Below are 18,709 nucleotides of genomic sequence, written 5' to 3' on the forward strand. Positions count from 1 at the left end.
GGGAACTAGTGACTAAATCACCCTTGAAAACTGCTGTTGCCGTGCTTGTTGTCTCATATAGCTATCAAAACACATGCAAATATTACGGATAAGCAAATGGCCTTTAGGATTAACGATAATGGCATCGTCTGTTACTGTGACTAATCCATCTTTGACTAATGGGTCAAGCAAGGTTAAATCTTCGGCAAAATAGTGATCAAATCGGATTTGATACTGCTGTTCAATCGCTTGTTTATCTAAATAGAAATGACAAATAAGCTGTTTTATCACATCACGGCGAATTTTATCATCTTCCTTTAAGGAAAACCCTTTCCATAAACCATTACCACTTAATTCAACTTGTTGTTGATAAAGTTTAAGATCTTTCTGATTTTGTGCATAACTATCACCCAGCATACTAATTGCTGATACGCCAAGCCCTAATAAATCTGCCTCTCCTTGGGTGGTATAACCTTGGAAATTTCGATGTAATTTATTTTGCTGCTGGGCAATTGCCAGTTCGTCAGTCGGTTTTGCAAAATGATCCATACCAATAAAGCGATACCCTGCTTGGGTTAACTTTTGAATACTGGTCTGTAAAATCTGTAATTTTGCATGAGCATTAGGTAAATCGTGGTCTTTAATTTTGCGTTGTGCTGCAAATCGGCTAGGTAAATGGGCATAATTAAAGACACTTAAACGATCGGGTGAGATATCAATCACTTTATCCAATGTTTCGGTAAAACTGTCAACCGTTTGTTTCGGTAATCCATAAATAAGATCTAAACTAATTGAATGAAAACGGTTTTTTCTTGCTTGAAGGATCAAGGATCGAATGAGTTGTTCATCTTGTTCACGATTGATTAAATTCTGTATTTCATGATTAAAATCCTGAATCCCCATACTTAATCGATTAAAGCCCAAATTGGCTAGATGATCGATAGTTTGTGGGGTAATTTCCCTTGGATCGATTTCGATTGAAAGTTCAGCGTGGGTATCAAAATTGAAGTGCTTTTTTAACGAGGTAATAAGTCGAGTAATCTCGTCATGCGTTAAAAAAGTCGGTGTACCGCCTCCCCAATGCATTTGAGTGACGGTGCGATCTTTAAATAACTGAGAACGTGAAGCTATTTCCTGTTCCAGTATATCTAAGTATTGGGTGACTTTTTGGGTTTGTCGGGTAACCAGTTTATTACACCCACAAAAATAACAAAGTTTATGGCAAAATGGGATATGAACATAAAGCGATAAAGGTCTATCCGCAAAGCGGGTGGCGGACAAGATAAAGTCTTGTTGGCTAAAATTTTCATTAAACTCTAACGCAGTAGGATAAGAAGTATAGCGTGGGCCTGAATAATTGTATTTTTCAATTAAACTTTGATCCCACAATTGTGCTTCTGCTAAGCTATTATTTTCGTCTAATTTTGTCTTTGACATGACTTTTTCCATGACCTTTTAAAATCGTTTTCTGTTTTGCCTTAACACGAAATTTAATCCGATTCGTTTTTCGAAGATAGAGTAAAGTACAAATAAATAGTCCAATATATAAACTAAGCATGATTAACATAGGCATAATGATTGGCTCTCATTATTAAATATTTGATTGTACATTCAGTCGACGGAACAGATTGATGTTGATATTTTAACAGCCAAACTATCACAAATTCATCGCATTATATATCACAATAAATTAATGTAAATTTGTTCAGGTATGACGTTAATTACGTTTCAATAAACTCACAATATCTTCTTGTTTCTCTTCTTCATCTTCAAAATCATCAACACTATAACCGAGTTGCTGCATCAATTCATCGATACGATTTAATTTAGTATCGAGATATGTTTGTTGCTCTTTTGTTAATTGGCTTCCACTTTCGACTAAATCAAGTAATTGCTCTAATTTAGGATCGTTTTCCAGTTGTTCCAATTCTTGCTCGGGTGATAAAACTAATTTTTGCGTTTTCGGTTGTTTGATTTTATTGGTCGATTTCACTGATTCATCAGCAATTAACGAAATCGGTTTTTTACTACCAATACGCGGATCTTTAACGGTTTTAGCTGTTGGTTTATTTTTTTTGGTTTCATTATTGAAACGAGAACCACTTGGTAAGCCTTTATGTTTGCGTTTTCGCTTGAGTGCCCAAGATTCTTCATTAATCTCTTGACGGGTTTTTTTCGGTTTTTGTTTCGATTTGGTTTTTAACATATAATCTCTGTTTAATAATAGGACAAATATTTATTTAGGCTATTTTATCAGTAAGTCTTCAATATAGCTACGATCATGCATTAATGCTAATTTATGATTGTAAAAAGTAAGATTTATGTATAATCTTAACCCAATCAATTTAAATAGATGGAATTTGAGAACACGACATGATGAAAAATCATCTTAGTCCTTATATGCAGTTTAGCCGCCAAGAATGGGCTAGTTTGCGTAATGCTGAACCCATGACATTAACCCCTCAGGAACTCACCTCATTGCAAGGGATTAATGAAGATTTGTCCATAGATGAAGTCAGCGAAATTTACTTACCCTTATCCCGATTGCTCAACTATTATATTAATAATAGTTTTAGCCGTCAGGCTGTTCTTGCTAAATTTTTAGGTAAAACCCAAAAAATCCCTTACGTTATCGGTATAGCAGGGAGTGTAGCAGTAGGTAAAAGTACGACTGCACGTGTTTTACAAGCACTATTAAGTCGTTGGCCTGAACATCGAAAAGTTGCATTAGTCACAACGGATGGTTTTTTATATCCTAATAAATATCTTGAAGAGCGTGGCATAATGAACAAAAAAGGCTTTCCACAATCTTATGATATTAAAAGGTTGATCAATTTTGTTGCTGATGTAAAATCAGGTCAATCTCAAGTTAAAGCACCCGTCTATTCACATCTGGTTTATGATATTGTTGATAATGAAGAAATCGTTATAGATAGTTCTGATATTCTCATTTTAGAAGGATTAAACGTATTACAAGGAACCTTAAATTTTACACAAAATACCAACCGAGTCTTTGTTTCAGATTATGTTGATTTTTCGATCTATGTTGATGCAGATTTGTCGCTTCTACATGATTGGTATGTGAATCGTTTTTTAAAATTTCGAGCTGGCGCCTTTAGTGATCCTAACTCATATTTTAATCACTATTCACAGCTTCCAGAGCAAGAAGCGATAAATATCGCTAATCGTCTTTGGCGAGAAATCAATGAATTAAATTTGATCGAAAACATTTTACCGACAAGAGAGCGAGCAAGTTTAATATTAACGAAAGGCAAAAACCATAAAGTCGATTGTGTTCAATTAAGAAAATAAACTTAAGAGGAATTATTATGAAATCAACAATTAAGTCGTCTGTAAGTAAATTAACACTGCTTTCTTTTTTAACAACCCTTACATTAGGTGTTTGTGCCGCAAACGTTGATGATCATGAAGGGCAAACCTGTGCCGGCAAAAAAGAGGCAATTGAAGCACAAATTACACAAGCCCAAAAAACCGATAATGTTGAACGTGTTCAAGGATTAGAAAAAGCATTGTTAAATGTCAAAATGCATTGTAAAGATGATAATTTAGAAGCCGAATACAAAAAGAATATTACTGATAAGACTGAAAAAGTGGCAGAAAGACAAAAAGATTTAGCAGAGGCAAAACTCAAAGGTGATAACCAAAAAATTGCCGAAAAAACCGCAAAATTAAATGATGCTGAAAAAGAACTTGCGGAAGCTAAAGATAAATTGGACAACTTCTACAAAGCAGTGAAATCGAAGTAAATCTTAGTTTTTAGCTTTTATTAAGATTATCCTCCAAATTTGTCATCATCAAAATAGTGATAACGTTGTGAGTTATCCCGTTGATGATGACAACTTTCTTATTCAACACGCATTGCTATTGTTTAACCAAAATGACCCAATTTTCAAGCAAATTAAGTTAACTTAGCGTTTAACGCCGTTATGCTAAGTGATTAAGCAATAGGCTAGACTTTTATCACAAAAAAAGGTAAGGTGTGCGCATTATCACGTGGTTCGTAAACCTCCCACGCAAAAAAACTAAGGAAAATTATGAGTAACGTTACACTGCTAGGCGATCAGTCTGTTCGCTATCCTACAACTTATTGTCCAGAAATTCTGGAAACCTTTGATAATAAACATCCTGGTAATGACTATTTTGTAAAATTCAATTGCCCAGAATTTACCAGTCTTTGTCCTATCACCGGTCAACCTGATTTTGCAACGATCTACATTTCGTATGTACCGAATATCAAAATGGTCGAAAGTAAATCACTTAAGCTTTATATGTTCAGCTTCCGTAATCATGGTGATTATCATGAAGATTGCATTAATATCATCATGAAAGATCTGATTAAATTAATGGATCCCAAATATATCGAAGTCTGGGGTAAGTTTACGCCTCGAGGTGGTATTTCTATTGATCCTTATGCTAATTACGGTAAACCCGGTACTCACTGGGAACAAATTGCGCTTAATCGTTTAGCTAATCACGATCTTTATCCTGAAAAAGTCGATAATCGCTAATCTCATCAGCCTAACAGGAATTTTTTAATGCAACATCGTAAAGCACTTGTGATATTTTCGGGTGGGCAAGATTCGACCACTTGCCTGCTGCAAGCCATTGCTGATTATGGACGTGAAAACGTTGAAACAATCAGCTTTCAATACGGTCAACGACATGCCATTGAGCTTGAAAAAGCCAAATGGATTGCTGACGATCTTGGTGTAAAGCAAACCCTCATTGATACTTCAGTGATCAAACAAACGACCAATAATGCCTTGATTGATGATTCACAAGAAATCAAAGCCGCTCAAGAAGGGAATTATCCGAATACCTTTGTTGACGGGCGTAATATGCTATTTTTATTGTTAGCGGGGTGTTATGCCAAACAACATGCTATTCAAGATATTATTATTGGCGTATGTGAAACTGATTTTAGTGGTTATCCGGATTGTCGAGATATCTTTATTAAATCCATGAATGTTTCGATGAATTTAGCCTTGGATTACACGTTTAACATCATCACCCCTTTAATGTATCTGACTAAAGCGCAAACATGGGAAATGGCTGATAAACTCGGTTATCTTGATTATATCCGACAACACACTCACACTTGTTATTACGGGGTTGACGGAGGATGTGGTCAGTGCCCAAGTTGTGAGCTGCGTGAAAAAGGGTTAAATCAATATTTAACCGATGTCACAACATAGTCGTGTCTGACGGTTAAATGAATGCAGGCAAATCATCAACGATTATTTTGTATAACAAGTATTTTTGTATAACAAGTTAACAATATTAAATATCGATGTAATTAAATTCAGGTAATCCGACATTTTTACCTTAATTACATCATTTTTATGTTAAACATCATGGGTTCTCTCACCCCATTCAAAAAAGGAAACGAATATGTATTTGAATATTCACTCAGACTCATTACAGAAAAAATTTACTCCAGCTCAGCAGCGTAAAGCACTTTGTTGGCTCTCTTTTTTTCATATCTTAGTTATTGCATCAAGCAATTATTTGGTACAAATCCCGTTTGATATCTTCGGTTTTCATACCACATGGGGAGCATTTACCTTTCCATTTATCTTTTTAACCACCGATTTAACCATTCGGGTATTTGGTGCCAGCCTTGCCAGAAAAATTATCTTTGTTGTCATGATACCGGCTTTACTGTTTTCTTATTCCATTTCGGTTGTATTTTTCGAAGGGCATTGGATGGGATTTTCAGCGTTGTGTGATTTTAACAGTTTTGTCTTTCGTATTGCATTAGCCAGTTTTGCTGCTTATTTGGTTGGGCAACTGATGGATATTACCGTGTTTAATTATTTACGAAAAAATAAAGCGTGGTGGGTTGCGCCTTCGGCGTCAGCGGTATTAGGTAATGGTATTGATACTATTGTCTTTTTTGCGATTGCCTTTTATCAAAGTAACGACGAATTTATGGCGAATCATTGGATCGAAATAGCCTCGATTGACTATAGCTTTAAAATTTTAATTTGTGGATTATTCTTCTTACCCCTTTATGGTGTTATTTTAAATTTTTTAATGAAAAGATTAATGACGTTAGATAGCGCCAATTCATAATTTTGTTCGCTTTTGTAACGAAGCGCCTTCCACTATTTACAAAACTCATTTATTTTCATGAATAAATGAGTTTTGTCTCTTCATCTAATGGCAATGGTTTCTATTAACAATATGTTTTAATAAAAGATAATTTTTTTATCAGACATACTTGAAGAAGTGGCATTGTCTTTAAAAACAACTTTTGCCAAACGTTTTTAGGCAGTGCATAATATAGATAATCAAAAAATGTTGATAATGTAATATTTGGAATAGAAAATAGGTGAAAAATAATGAGCTTTATTAAAGGGTTAAGCGTGTTGAGCTTAATTTTGGTTTTAATCGGTTGTGATAATAATAATAAATCTTCATCGATAGCTAATGAAAAAAAAGATAGTCAGACAACAACTCAATCTGTCAATGACAATACTTCAAAGATTAATTCGAATCAAAATAATCAAACTCAAAGTATATTTACTGTTACTCCTGAGTTAAAAGAAAAATATAAAAATAACCCTTTTACTGTCCTTGATACCTCAGAAATGATACTTGATGGTTCGAGTACTTTAGTTGTTACGTTTTCTGTTCCGGTTAACCCTAAACTCAATTTTTCTAATCTTCTAAGACTTGTCGATAAGGAAAAAGGAACGGTTGATGGCGCATGGGAGCTTTCAAATAACGGTTTGGAATTAAGGCATCGATTCCTTGAACCGAATCGTAAGTTAACCTTGACCATTGATAAAATGCTATCTGCTATCAATGATAAGAGTTTATCCTCAGTATATCAAATTGAAATTAATACCCAAAATCGTGAGCCTTTTATTGCTTTTTCAAGTAGTGGAGTATTATTACCCAGCAAATCCATGAATGGTTTACCGGTTACGACACTGAATATTGATAAAGTCGATATTAATTTTTATCGAATCAAACCAGAAAAGTTAGCTAAATTTATTACGAATTACGGATTTATAAACCGTTATTATACTTGGCGTTCACAAAATTTTGAAGAATATATGGATTTATCTTTTTCTTCAAGGTTTGATCTCAATCCTACACCAAATACTCAAGAAACACTATTACTGGATTTATCTAAGTTTTCAGAAATAAATAAAGAAGGCATTTATCTTGCAATAATGGATAAAGCTGGATCTTATAATGATGAATTGCCTGCCACATTATTTTCAATCAGTAATATTGGGATAGCTATTCATGCTTACAACAATGGTAAATTATTGGTGATGACTCATGGATTAGATAATGGCAAACCGTTACCAAACATAAATTTATCGCTACTTTGTGTTAACTCTTCAAATGACAACAATAATAATTGTAATACCCTTTCATTCCAAACGAATAATGAAGGTTTTGCTGAGATCACATTACCAGAAGGATCTAATTATTCATTATTAACAGCCGATGATGGAAGCCAGACTTCATTTGTCACCATTAATCGTAATGCCCTAAATTTAACGGACTTTAATCTATCTGGTTCAACTTTTTATTCAAAACAATTATTTATTTTTGGGCCTCGCGATTTATATCGTCCAGGTGAAACGGTTTATTTTAACGCATTATTACGTGATGCTGACGGACAACAATTACCTGATCAACCAATCATGGTTGAGGTGCTCTCTTCTGACGATAATGTTATAGCAAGTGGTTACGTAAAAAAAGAACCAGACACGCATGGTTTATATCAAGTTGAGTTCACGATACCAAATGATGCGCCAACAGGTAAATGGTCACTTCGTATTAATGTCGGTGATGACAACTATCGTTTTTCTTATTTTAAAGTAGAAGAGTTCCTGCCAGAAAGAATGGCAATGGAAATCAAAGCGCCTTCTAATGAACCTATATCATTTGATCAAGACGTGGAATTTAGTATAAAAGGTTGGTATCTCTATGGTGCACCAGCTTCTGGGAATAAATTGAATGGTAGGAACTATTATAAAAATTTAAGAACTGTTCAGGGATTAAATGATTTTAAAATCGGAAATGTTCAAGGTGAGACAGATTATACTGAGTTGTCTGAAATTGATGAAACTTTGGATAATAATGGTAAAACAGAAATCAAGCTTAGTGCAGATCAGTGGGCTCGTGTAAAAAAACCTATTAGAATCGTGACAAATATAAGTTTATTGGATTCGGGTGGAAGACCAGTTACTCGTTATGCAACTCAAGATATTTGGCCAGCAAATCAACTTCCCGCTTTACGTACTTTATTTAGTGACGAACCTTATTACAATTGGCAGATGGATACTTATAGTCAGCGTCCAACTGTTGACATTGGCGCTTTAGCGGAGTTTGAAGTCGCTTACGTGAATAAGCAAGGTGAAAAACTTGCTACAAATAATTTAATAGCCCGTGTAGTGCGTGAGCGTCGAAATTATTATTGGTCTTGGTCTGATGGTAGTGGTTGGGAGCAACATTCAACTTTAAAAGAGTTTGTTGTTTCAGAAAATAGGATTTCCATTGATGAAAACGCTACAGCTAAAGTCAGCTATCAACCTGATGATTATGGGGCATATCGAATGGAAATTGTGGATCCAAATACCAATGTAGTAAGTAACATTCGTTTTTGGGCTGGCTATGACTGGGAAGATAATACTCAAGGTACAAATAATTTGCGTCCAGATCAGGTAAAATTGAGTATAGACAAAGCATTTTATTCGGTTGGTGATACAGCAAAAGTACACGTACAAGCGCCGGCTGCCGGTTCAGGTTACATATCACTTGAAACCAACGATGGAACATTATGGAAAAAAGAAATTACCGTTGACGATGAAGGTCTTGAAGTTGAAATCCCAATTAATGATTGGAAACGTCACGATATTTATATAAATGCAATGATTATCCGACCATCGACGAATGCTGAAGTACAAACGGTTAAACGGGCGGTAGGTCTACTTTATTTACCGTTAGACACGTCAAATCGTCAATTAAATATCAAGATTGACGCACCGAATAAAACCGAGCCAGAAAAAACCATTCCAATTAAAATAAGAATGGATAAACAAGCAATTAATAAAGATCAGACCGTAACAGTTTTAGTTTCTGCGGTAGATGCAGGCGTGTTGAATATAACTAATTTCGCAACGCCCGATCCTTATACCTCATTTTTAGGACGTAAACGATATGATGTTGATCAGTATGACGTATACGGCAAGTTAATTGAGGCAAAAGGACGAAACATTAAAATGAGTTTTGGTGGTGATGCGGTAGCCGCAGGCGGTAAAAGACCATTAACGGAAGTAAACATCGTTGCTCAACAACTCAAAACGATCCAATTAAATGAAAATGGTGAAGGAATTGTTGAGTTAGCATTACCAAATTTTAATGGAGAATTACGTTTAATGGCGCAAGCATGGGATGACAACCGCTTTGGTAAAGCTGAGCAAGCGATGATTGTTGCTTCTCCTGTGATTGCTGAATTGTCTATTCCTCGATTTATATCAGGTGGAGATCGTGCTGAATTAGCATTAGATATCCATAATTTGACTGATACAACTCAAACCATGAAAATTGATGTCGCAACCTCAGGACTGGTTTATCAAACGGAATCGAAATCTATCAATCTTAAGCTTGATACAAAGCAGAAAAATATTATTCAAATCCCTATTATTGCTGATTACGGCTATGGTCAAGGAACCATAACAGTCACCGTAACAGGAATTAAATTGAATGATGGATCGGATTATAAAATCAACCGTTCATGGAAATTAGGAGTCAGGCCTGCCTATTCTGCAACCTACAAAAGTTATGTTGAAGCAATTGATGCAGGTGAAAGTTGGATGCTATCCCCGTCTAATTTAGATAATTTAATTGATAATACTGTTAGCGCTCAATTAATTGTTTCTAATCAGCCACCGTTAAATGTTGCCCAATATATCAAAGAATTGTTTGCGTATCCTTATGGATGTCTGGAACAAACTACAAGTGGCTTATTTCCATCTTTATATGCTAATAGTGAACAGCTAGCTGCATTAGGCATCAAAACCGATTCGGATGAAGAACGTCGTCAAAATGTTCAATTAGGGATTTCTCGTATTTTATCAATGCAAAGAAGCAATGGTAGTTTTGGTCTTTGGAGTAGTGAAAGTAATGAGGAATATTGGCTTACTGTCTATGCCACTGATTTTCTACTTCAAGCTAAAGAACGAGGTTATCAAGTGAATGATAAAGCACTTAATTCAGCGATGACACGAATTGGAGAGTATATCTATTCCGCTTCAGTTCTTGATAACATGAGATATTATTATCAAAATTCAGATAGATATGATCATGTAGAGCTTTCGATAAAAGCTTATGCGTTAATGTTAATGGCAAAACAAGATAAAATTACTTCGATAATGCGTAATGAAATTAAAAATCTATCTCGAAAAATTATAGACAACAACATAGCGTTATCTCCACTACCTATAATGCAGTTAGCATTAACGGCAAAACTTACCGGTTATGAAGAATTATATCGAGCTTTGATGGAAGAAGTGAAAAATACAAATTACGAAAACGACATTAATTATTATGGTGATTACGGTAGTGAACTTCGTGATGACGCTTTAGTATTAGCGATTCTTGTTGAAAATAAAATTGGTACGAATTTGCAAACTGAATATCTATTTAAATTATCTGATTTATTAAATGACAAACGTTATCTATCAACGCAAGAATTAAATTCACTGTTTATTGCGGGATGGTCGTTAGAACAACGCAAAAGCACACAGAAGTTTAAAGTGGCAGTGAATAATGAAGTCACTTCGGCTAGTGGGTCATTTAAACGTAATTTTAATTTTAACGATATAAATCACGGATTAACTATCAGTAACCCACAAAATGATAAACCGCTATATATTAAATTAACCGTATCAGGTTATGCTAAAACAGCGCCTGCACCAACATCAAATGGGAACATCTTAAGGATCAGTCGAAGTTATTATGATATGAAAGGCAACCCTATTATTCCTACAGATGTAAAAGTGGGTACAATGATGCTTGTCATCTTAGATGTAAAATCGCGAGAAAGAATTCAAGATGCGTTAATTGTTGATTTCTTACCTGCTGGATTAGAATTGGAAAATCAAAATCTTATAGGCAGTAATGTCAGTTTAGATTCTATTCCTGGGTTAGCCAATTTACTCAATAATCAAGATAGTAGTCATATTCGTTATCAGCAATATCGTGATGATAGGTACGTAGCGGCTGTTGATATCCAAAATTATATCGGCAGAAATTTGTACGGTGAACGTATGGCTTATTTAGTTAGAGCAGTGACGCCAGGTAGCTATATGGTGCCTTCTCCATTTGTTGAATCAATGTATCGTCCGGAAAGATTTGCGATTGGTCAAACACTAGATATGATGACAATATTTCAACCTAAAATTAAAAATGATTAGCAGTATAAACTCATTAAATTAATTATCATCAAAACATCCGCCAAATAAAATTGGCGGTGTTTTTTGTGTAAAAATCTCTGTTAACTCCTGAAATTAGATAATGACAATGAAGATAATAAAACGCCTTTTTAAACTTCTTATTTGGCTATTCATTTTCGGATTTTTTGGGTTAATTATGTTTCTCATCGCTGATTACCTTTTTCCCATATCAATTTCAAAAAATAAACCTACTCAAACAATAGTTGCACAAGACGAAACACCTTTGTGGCGATTTGCTGATGAAAATGGTATTTGGCGTTATTCCGTAAAACTCGATGAAGTCCCTGATTATTATCTGGATGTTTTATTAAATTACGAAGACCGCTATTTTTATGAACATGTTGGGATAAACCCTTTTTCTTTGCTTCGTGCTGCTTGGCAAAATATCAATAATGATAGAATTATATCTGGTGGTAGTACAATATCAATGCAAGTTGCCAGATTACTCTATCCTCATGAACGAACGCTTTCAGGTAAGTTAAAGCAAATATTCCGAACTTTACAACTTGAACTGCATTACAGTAAAAAAGAAATACTCACGCTATATATTAACCATGCTCCTTATGGGGGAACAATAGAAGGTATTGGTGCTGCGAGCTGGTCATATTTTGGTAAAAAACCCAGTGCGTTAACTCGTAGCGAAGCTGCTTTATTAGCGGTTTTACCCCAAGCGCCAAGCCGATTAAGACCGGATAAATACCCAGAACGAGCTAAACAAGCACGCGACAAAGTCTTGGATCGCCTAGCAACATATCATGTCTGGACACCTGCAATTATTGAGCAAGTTAAGCAAGATGAAGTGTGGGTACATCCTCGCAAATCCCCACAACTTGCCCCATTGCTATCTTATCGTTTAAAGCAGCAATATCCTAATGATGAAATTATTCATTCAACTATTGATCCTTCACTTCAATATCATCTTGAAGATATGGTATTAAACCGCAAAAAACAGTTACCCCCTAAAACATCGCTTGCGATATTAGTTGTCGATCATACTGATATGACGGTGAAAGCATATTTAGGATCAGCGGATTTTAATGATAAAGAACGCTTTGGACAGATTGATATGATTAAAGCACTACGATCACCAGGCTCAACATTAAAACCCTTTATCTATGCTTTTGCAATTGATGATGGAATGATTCATTCTGAATCTTTACTGCAAGATGTGCCGCGTATAAGTTCTGATTATCGACCCACTAATTTTGACGAAGATTTTAACGGACCCGTCAGCGCCTCAAATGCACTGCGAAAATCCCTTAATCTTCCGGCAGTACAGCTTATTGAACTCTATGGTCCAAAACGATTTGCAGCTAAACTTTTTAGCGTGGGGTTGCCATTGATTTCACAAGGCAACAATCCTAATATCGCTTATATTTTAGGTGGGGCTTCGTTAAGAATGGATAATTTAGTGAGTGCTTACAGTGCCTTTGCTCGACAAGGTGAAGTTAGCCCATTAAGATTTACTCAAAATGAACCTATCATTAATCAACCGTTTATTTCTGAGGGTAGTGCATGGATCACAAAACAAATGCTTATTAATAATAATCGCGTTTATTATAAAACAGGAACCAGCTATGGATATCGAGACGCATGGGCTGTCGGCATCAATCCTCGTTACTTAATTGGAGTATGGGTTGGTCGTCCTGACGGAACACCAGTAATAGGTCAATATGGTGCAATTACCGCTACCCCAATTTTGCAACAAGTAAACTCAATATTATTAAATAAAGAAAATCGAATTAATCGACCGTTACCAATTTCGGTTAAACCGGACTCGGTCACATCAGAAAAAATATGTTGGCCTACTGGACAAATATTACCTGTAACAGATGATAATTGTCACCGTCAAAAAACGGCTTGGGTATTAAATAACATGATTCCACCAACGCAAAATTCATTAAATGAACTTAAAACTATTTATCGCACTGGTTGGATAAATGTATGGATTAATGATCAAGGAAAACGTGTTGCGCCTGATTGTGCTGGTGCTCAGAAAAAAACAATAGCACTTTGGCCTATAGCACTGGAAAACTGGTTATTACCGAAAGAGCGAAGAAATTCACTTATTCCTCCAATCGATAAAGATTGTCCTATAATGGAAAAAAATATTTTTTCTACATTAACGATTATCGGATTGAAAAACCAGCAATTTGTTAAATCGCTACCGGGACAAAATCAAATAAATATCGAACTGTTTGCCGAAGGTGGAGTGGGTGAAAAATGGTGGTTTCTAGATGGAGAACTTGTTGCCCAATCAACTGATAATGATAAAATCGCATTAACAATCGTGAAAAAAGGACAACATCGATTATTATTACTCGATGAAAGTGGACAAATAACACGAATCCAATTTACTTCAGATTAACAAGGATAACGCACAATGGCTATTGAACGTACTTTATCAATTATTAAACCCAATGCCATAAAAAAACATTTAATGGGCGAAATAGAAACTCGAATAACTCAAGCAAATCTTAATATCATTGCAATAAAAATGCTTAAATTGACCCAAACACAAGCTGAAGGTTTCTATGCCGAACATCAAGGAAAACCGTTTTTCAATAATTTAATTAAATTTATGATCTCTGGTCCGATTATAGTACAAGTATTAGAGGGTGAAAATGCTATCAAACGTTATCGTGATCTTATGGGCCCAACGGATTTATCAAAAGCCCCTACAGGCACATTACGTGCAGATTTTGCTGACAACGTAACTGAAAATGCCGTTCATGGTTCTGACTCATTATCATCAGCTGAAAAAGAAATTGCCTATTTTTTTGTGGACAGTGAAATCGTCGGCAGCGACCATGTTTCCCCGCATACACAAAGATAAATCACCGATATAACCCAAATTACATAGCGTTAAAACAAAAATGATAAAACACCTTTTCTTATCTATTTTTTTATTTCTGGTAGGTAGTTATACAACAAATAGTGAAGCTAATAATCTAAAAAAGTTTTCAATAAACTTTATAGAAGAAAAAAGCAGCGCAGAAGAATTCCGTCATATGAAAAAAATTTATGACCCAATGATTGAAAAAAATGATAAAAGATTCATAAAAACAGAATCATACCTAAATGTGAACAATAAAACCTATATAAATAATTTGAACGATAACGAATCCATGAAAATTCATGACTATTATGGTTATTGGAAGCCCTTGAATAAGGATATTATTACAGTTTCATCTTACGAAGATAGCGAGGTTAAAATTCAGGATAACAAAAATAATACCATTACTTTACAAGGAATACCCTATATAAATAAGGCAAAAACGCATTTTACTACCTTTTATTTAGATTATGAAGGATCAAAATCAATTATAGACTTATATAAGATTAAACATGATCATATAGAGCATAATTTTTGTTTCGAAACAGAAAAATGGATTATTTGGGATTTGGTTTGGAATGACAATATTCTATACATAAAAGTCACAGATACTATATGGAACGAAAAAGGTTCTTTTAGTACTGATTATAAATATAAAAAATTAATTATTGAGAAACTTAATTAACACCCCAATGAAAACAGTAAAAGCTATCTTATTGTTACTTCTAAAAGCATAACACCTTCTATTAAAGGTCAAAGAATAATATAGATTGACCTTAAAATTTAGGGCATGTGACTAAATATACAAAAGGGTCATAGAGTATCGTAATCAAAAAAACTCGTTACAATAGTGTAATTGTTACCACAAGGAATATCCTTCTATAAATAATAATAATCTAGATGAGAAAACGCATATTTTAAGTGGGACATAACTACATTTCATTTAAAAAATAAAGGATTTTTGTCTTTTGAAAATCATCTTGGAAAGTTTGATTTTTTTGTACCTCAAGAAAATTTTGGTTCAGGTCATGCCAATTATAAAAAAAGTTTTTGCATCACAAAAGCTAGATCAACTCACAATTGCGTGGTGCAAACAAAAATTACAGAAAAGAATGTCGTACAAAATTCCTTACAAATTAAGCTTAACATGATGATAATATTATAAATTTAAGCCGATAATGCTTAACTATTAATTGCTCAAAAAATCATCAAAAAATTTGGTGGATTTTTTCACCTTACTATTTTAATTAATAAACAATGGGTTATAATAAGGGTGTTCCCTGTATACACAGGGATAAACCGAATTTTGAGTTTATCTGAAAATCAAAAAATCGGTGTTCCCTGTATACACAGGGATAAACCGAGCTACTCGACGCCTGTCTCTCTAATCTCGTAGTGTTCCCTGTATACACAGGGATAAACCGAAATTTTATTAAATTATTTAACGAGAGAATCAGTGTTCCCTGTATACACAGGGATAAACCGAAAAAACCCCTTTAATTTTTTTAACCTCTTCTGTGTTCCCTGTATACACAGGGATAAACCGATATTTTAACAACGCCAATTGGATCACGAGTTGTGTTCCCTGTATACACAGGGATAAACCGCTCATTTTTCTAACTCCATTGTTTCGTCGAAAGTGTTCCCTGTATACACAGGGATAAACCGAATTGCCAATCGATTATATAAATCATAGTTTGGTGTTCCCTGTATACACAGGGATAAACCGATCGGGTGCATCTAATACCGTTAGCTACTCAGGTATTCCCTGTATACACAGGGATAAACCGGCAGATTCCCCTCAACTCGCGCTCGATTTTGCGGGTTCCCTGTATACACAGGGATAAACCGCGATCCCAGATCTACGATCTATATATAATAATGTGTTCCCTGTATACACAGGGATAAACCGCACACTATCATCAGGTTGAGCTAGCGAACCAAGTGTTCCCTGTACAAACAGGGATAAACCACCTAATATAGTTATCTATCCAACCTAACCTAGGGTGAACTAAATCTGCCGACTATAGGCTTTTTACATTACACTATAGGTCAAGCAAGCAACCCAACCCAACCCAAACCAAACCAATAAAACGGTGACCAAACAATTGGATCAACAGACCATTACGATGACTTGTGTGATGTTAACTGACATGGTAAATACAAATTATATTATTGAAAAAATTTGAAAATTTGTATTTAATTTGTTAAGTTATGCTTTTTATAAATTTTAAGTTACAGGAAATATCACATGAAAAAAGTAGTTTTTAGCGCCATCCTTGCTTGTATTGGTTTTAATGTCTCAGCAAATGAAAATGCAAAAAGGATCATTGAATTTTTAATAGAAGATGATATAGCTGTGTTCAGAGCGAATGGAAAATCAGGTTTTATGGATGCAATCCCAACGGTTAATGCCGGACAGCTAATTAAAGAATATGGTGATAATCAATATGTTTATGAAAAAAAATATGATAAAAATTTGGTTAATATTAAAACAGTTGCATCAGGAGTAAAAACCAGTTTGACAGGCGATCCCTATGTAGTAGCAAATGGAAAAAATCAATTTGAATATGTTTCGCTTGAATTAAAAAATAAAGATGATGCCATGAATATCAATAAAGGAACTAAGCTTGATATGATTTGTCTTGGCTCTAAAAATAATGTCATTTTTCCTTCGTTGAAAAGTTGCGTAACCGCTGATAGTTATTTCGATAAGTTCCTCAACTCAGTAATGAGCGATCTAAATAAATTAAATATAAATGATAAACCATCAAATAAACTTGAGGCTGTTTATTTAGCAATGTGGGAATTCGATAAGCAAAAACCAAATACATTAGAGAAATTTAAAACAGCTGAGGATTTTGAAAAAAATCAAGCAGATTTCATCGAAATTATGACATTAGCACAGACTAAAGCGAAAGATGGGGTCAAAAAATTTACATTACCAAAACCATAAAAAAGCCCTTTTAGGGCTTTTTTTCTATGCTAGTTACATGTTTTACGCAATTCAATAATAAACGTTACACCAATATTATGTAGAATAATAAAATATTAAACAAAACTAAACGATATTTTCACTTAAATGATATAAACAAATGAATTGGTATCAAATATGTATGGAAAGAGCAATAAGATTAAATAATACAAAGAGGTATAATGCACGGTAATTTGTCATTTACTTTTAACCAATCGATTACAAACATATGATGATTGCAAATTGGTTGGTAGACAAAAAAATTACAAGAACGTGTATTGTAAAAATCCCCTTATAAATCATATTTAACAGTTTGATTAAATTATAAATTTAAGCTGTTATTGCTCAATTCTTAATTGCTCAAAAAAGAATCAAAAAAATCGGTAGAATTTTACACCTCCCTATTTTAATTAATAAACAATAATTTATAATAAGTGTTCCCTATATACATAGGGATAAACCGAAAAGGGGTTGGTAATCTCTGTTGGTGAGTATGTGTTCCCTATATACATAGGGATAAACCCACAGCACCCACGTTTAAACAGTGATCGTAATTGTGTTCCCTATATACATAGGGATAAACCTCAACAATAGACAATAGCTGTTTTGATTCGAGAGTGTTCCCTATATACATAGGGATAAACTGTGTTGTTCATCACGATACTGATCATTTACACGGTGTTCCCTATATACATAGGGATAAACCGTTGTCGAAATGATGCGAGCGGGCACAAAAGGGCGTGTTCCCTATATACATAGGGATAAACCGTCATTATCATTTTCATATCATCAGCGAACGTTGTGTTCCCTATATACATAGGGATAAACCACATTAACGACAAATCATTTTTTGAGGTTTCTTCTAAAGCTTCAATAATTGATCTACCTAAAATTTACACTATTTTATATTAATAAATAGTGGTGAATACCAAGCTTAATCTTAAACACTTAACACAGCTATACATTTAATTTAATTCTAAATTATGCTAAAAAAAATTGCATTTAATTGTAAAACAATGTAATTTAGAACTTTAAAATTTTTATCAAAATTAAAATTCAAAAATAACTAAAAACAAAACTATAATTTCTAGGAATGATATGGATATAAGGCAGCTGTTTTCGGATTGTTTCAACGTGCAATCAAATAACCGATTACCCATTTATGGTAATTTCTGGCATTATCGTGATGATTGGTATCTTAATTTACAATCATTATCTCATCAATTTCTTGATTCTCTTCTGATTATCGATGCCCTCAATTATTCCAACTTAAGCAACCAAAATCATTATCACCTAAATAACGTTGGAAAGCTGACTAACCAGTCCGACACATCAGCAAAGGAGTAACCCATGGCGAACAAAATAACCACCCTTATCAATCAAGTCGGTGAAAGTTTACTGAATGAATTAACGGGC

13 protein-coding genes, 2 CRISPR repeat arrays and 1 riboswitch are annotated in these 18,709 nt (G+C 34.3%); of the genes, 11 read left to right on the forward strand and 2 right to left on the reverse strand.

All coding sequences use genetic code 11. From position 1 onward, the window contains the following. Positions 1–12 precede the first annotated feature (12 nt). Positions 13–1,416, reverse strand: coding sequence for an oxygen-independent coproporphyrinogen III oxidase (hemN, locus tag ACGH6P_RS08425; protein WP_411597255.1), 1,404 nt, complete (start codon positions 1,414–1,416; stop codon positions 13–15). Between the two features lie 280 nt (positions 1,417–1,696). Next, positions 1,697–2,185 carry a Der GTPase-activating protein YihI gene (yihI, locus tag ACGH6P_RS08430; protein WP_267378267.1) on the reverse strand — a complete coding sequence of 163 codons (489 nt, stop codon included), beginning with the start codon at positions 2,183–2,185 and terminating at the stop codon, positions 1,697–1,699. Positions 2,186–2,352: 167 nt separating this feature from the next. Here yihI and coaA point away from each other — a divergent pair, with 167 nt between their 5' ends. The 11 genes from coaA (at position 2,353) to ACGH6P_RS08485 (ending at position 18,640) form a co-directional block, all read left to right on the forward strand. Continuing rightward, positions 2,353–3,291 (forward strand): type I pantothenate kinase, encoded by a 939-nt coding sequence (coaA, locus tag ACGH6P_RS08435; RefSeq protein ID WP_411597256.1) that lies wholly within the window; start codon positions 2,353–2,355, stop codon positions 3,289–3,291. Positions 3,292–3,308: 17 nt separating this feature from the next. Further along, positions 3,309–3,746 (forward strand): DUF1090 domain-containing protein, encoded by a 438-nt coding sequence (locus tag ACGH6P_RS08440; RefSeq protein WP_411597257.1) that lies wholly within the window; start codon positions 3,309–3,311, stop codon positions 3,744–3,746. Between the two features lie 241 nt (positions 3,747–3,987). After that, positions 3,988–4,032, forward strand: a riboswitch (PreQ1 riboswitch). A 2-nt stretch (positions 4,033–4,034) separates the two neighbouring features. After that, positions 4,035–4,508 (forward strand): preQ(1) synthase, encoded by a 474-nt coding sequence (gene queF / locus ACGH6P_RS08445; protein ID WP_220216824.1) that lies wholly within the window; start codon positions 4,035–4,037, stop codon positions 4,506–4,508. Between the two features lie 27 nt (positions 4,509–4,535). Beyond that, on the forward strand, positions 4,536–5,195 hold the full coding sequence (gene queC, locus ACGH6P_RS08450; protein ID WP_267351430.1) for a 7-cyano-7-deazaguanine synthase QueC: 660 nt from the start codon (positions 4,536–4,538) through the stop codon (positions 5,193–5,195). A 196-nt stretch (positions 5,196–5,391) separates the two neighbouring features. Then, complete coding sequence (locus ACGH6P_RS08455) at positions 5,392–6,075, forward strand: 7-cyano-7-deazaguanine/7-aminomethyl-7-deazaguanine transporter (protein ID WP_411597258.1); 684 nt, start codon at positions 5,392–5,394, stop codon at positions 6,073–6,075. Between the two features lie 269 nt (positions 6,076–6,344). Next, positions 6,345–11,444, forward strand: coding sequence for an MG2 domain-containing protein (locus ACGH6P_RS08460; protein WP_411597259.1), 5,100 nt, complete (start codon positions 6,345–6,347; stop codon positions 11,442–11,444). A 175-nt stretch (positions 11,445–11,619) separates the two neighbouring features. Next, positions 11,620–13,851: a penicillin-binding protein 1C gene (gene pbpC / locus ACGH6P_RS08465; protein WP_411597260.1), complete on the forward strand. Its 2,232-nt coding sequence runs from the start codon at positions 11,620–11,622 to the stop codon at positions 13,849–13,851. 15 nt (positions 13,852–13,866) lie between these two features. Continuing rightward, positions 13,867–14,319 (forward strand): nucleoside-diphosphate kinase, encoded by a 453-nt coding sequence (gene ndk, locus ACGH6P_RS08470; RefSeq protein WP_411590872.1) that lies wholly within the window; start codon positions 13,867–13,869, stop codon positions 14,317–14,319. Positions 14,320–14,359: 40 nt separating this feature from the next. Further along, positions 14,360–15,004, forward strand: a complete 645-nt coding sequence (locus ACGH6P_RS08475) for a hypothetical protein (protein WP_267351437.1) — start codon at positions 14,360–14,362, stop codon at positions 15,002–15,004. Between the two features lie 588 nt (positions 15,005–15,592). Beyond that, positions 15,593–16,293: direct repeats of the CRISPR family, unit length 30 nt; unit sequence GTGTTCCCTGTATACACAGGGATAAACCGA. A 277-nt stretch (positions 16,294–16,570) separates the two neighbouring features. Beyond that, the gene (locus ACGH6P_RS08480; RefSeq protein WP_267351439.1) at positions 16,571–17,275 is read left to right on the forward strand and encodes an OB-fold protein; all 705 of its coding nucleotides are present in this window, start codon (positions 16,571–16,573) and stop codon (positions 17,273–17,275) included. A gap of 452 nt (positions 17,276–17,727) precedes the next feature. After that, positions 17,728–18,121: a CRISPR direct-repeat array (repeat unit 27 nt; unit sequence GTGTTCCCTATATACATAGGGATAAAC). Between the two features lie 270 nt (positions 18,122–18,391). Then, positions 18,392–18,640: a hypothetical protein gene (locus ACGH6P_RS08485; protein WP_411597261.1), complete on the forward strand. Its 249-nt coding sequence runs from the start codon at positions 18,392–18,394 to the stop codon at positions 18,638–18,640. Positions 18,641–18,709 lie beyond the last annotated feature (69 nt).

The organism is Gilliamella sp. CG25, from assembly GCF_046635705.1.
Taxonomy (GTDB): Bacteria; Pseudomonadota; Gammaproteobacteria; order Enterobacterales; family Orbaceae; genus Gilliamella; species Gilliamella apicola_I.

Bases quoted from the DNA above. Each gene is read 5' to 3' on its own strand.
- queF (WP_220216824.1), top strand. From the start codon at position 4,035: ATGAGTAACGTTACACTGCTAGGCGATCAGTCTGTTCGCTATCCTACA.
- ACGH6P_RS08485 (WP_411597261.1), top strand. From the start codon at position 18,392: ATGGATATAAGGCAGCTGTTTTCGGATTGTTTCAACGTGCAATCAAAT.
- ACGH6P_RS08475 (WP_267351437.1), top strand. From the start codon at position 14,360: ATGATAAAACACCTTTTCTTATCTATTTTTTTATTTCTGGTAGGTAGT.
- queC (WP_267351430.1), top strand. From the start codon at position 4,536: ATGCAACATCGTAAAGCACTTGTGATATTTTCGGGTGGGCAAGATTCG.
- ndk (WP_411590872.1), top strand. From the start codon at position 13,867: ATGGCTATTGAACGTACTTTATCAATTATTAAACCCAATGCCATAAAA.
- ACGH6P_RS08440 (WP_411597257.1), top strand. From the start codon at position 3,309: ATGAAATCAACAATTAAGTCGTCTGTAAGTAAATTAACACTGCTTTCT.
- ACGH6P_RS08460 (WP_411597259.1), top strand. From the start codon at position 6,345: ATGAGCTTTATTAAAGGGTTAAGCGTGTTGAGCTTAATTTTGGTTTTA.
- coaA (WP_411597256.1), top strand. From the start codon at position 2,353: ATGATGAAAAATCATCTTAGTCCTTATATGCAGTTTAGCCGCCAAGAA.
- yihI (WP_267378267.1), bottom strand. From the start codon at position 2,185: ATGTTAAAAACCAAATCGAAACAAAAACCGAAAAAAACCCGTCAAGAG.
- ACGH6P_RS08455 (WP_411597258.1), top strand. From the start codon at position 5,392: ATGTATTTGAATATTCACTCAGACTCATTACAGAAAAAATTTACTCCA.
- pbpC (WP_411597260.1), top strand. From the start codon at position 11,620: ATGTTTCTCATCGCTGATTACCTTTTTCCCATATCAATTTCAAAAAAT.
- ACGH6P_RS08480 (WP_267351439.1), top strand. From the start codon at position 16,571: ATGAAAAAAGTAGTTTTTAGCGCCATCCTTGCTTGTATTGGTTTTAAT.
- hemN (WP_411597255.1), bottom strand. From the start codon at position 1,416: ATGTCAAAGACAAAATTAGACGAAAATAATAGCTTAGCAGAAGCACAA.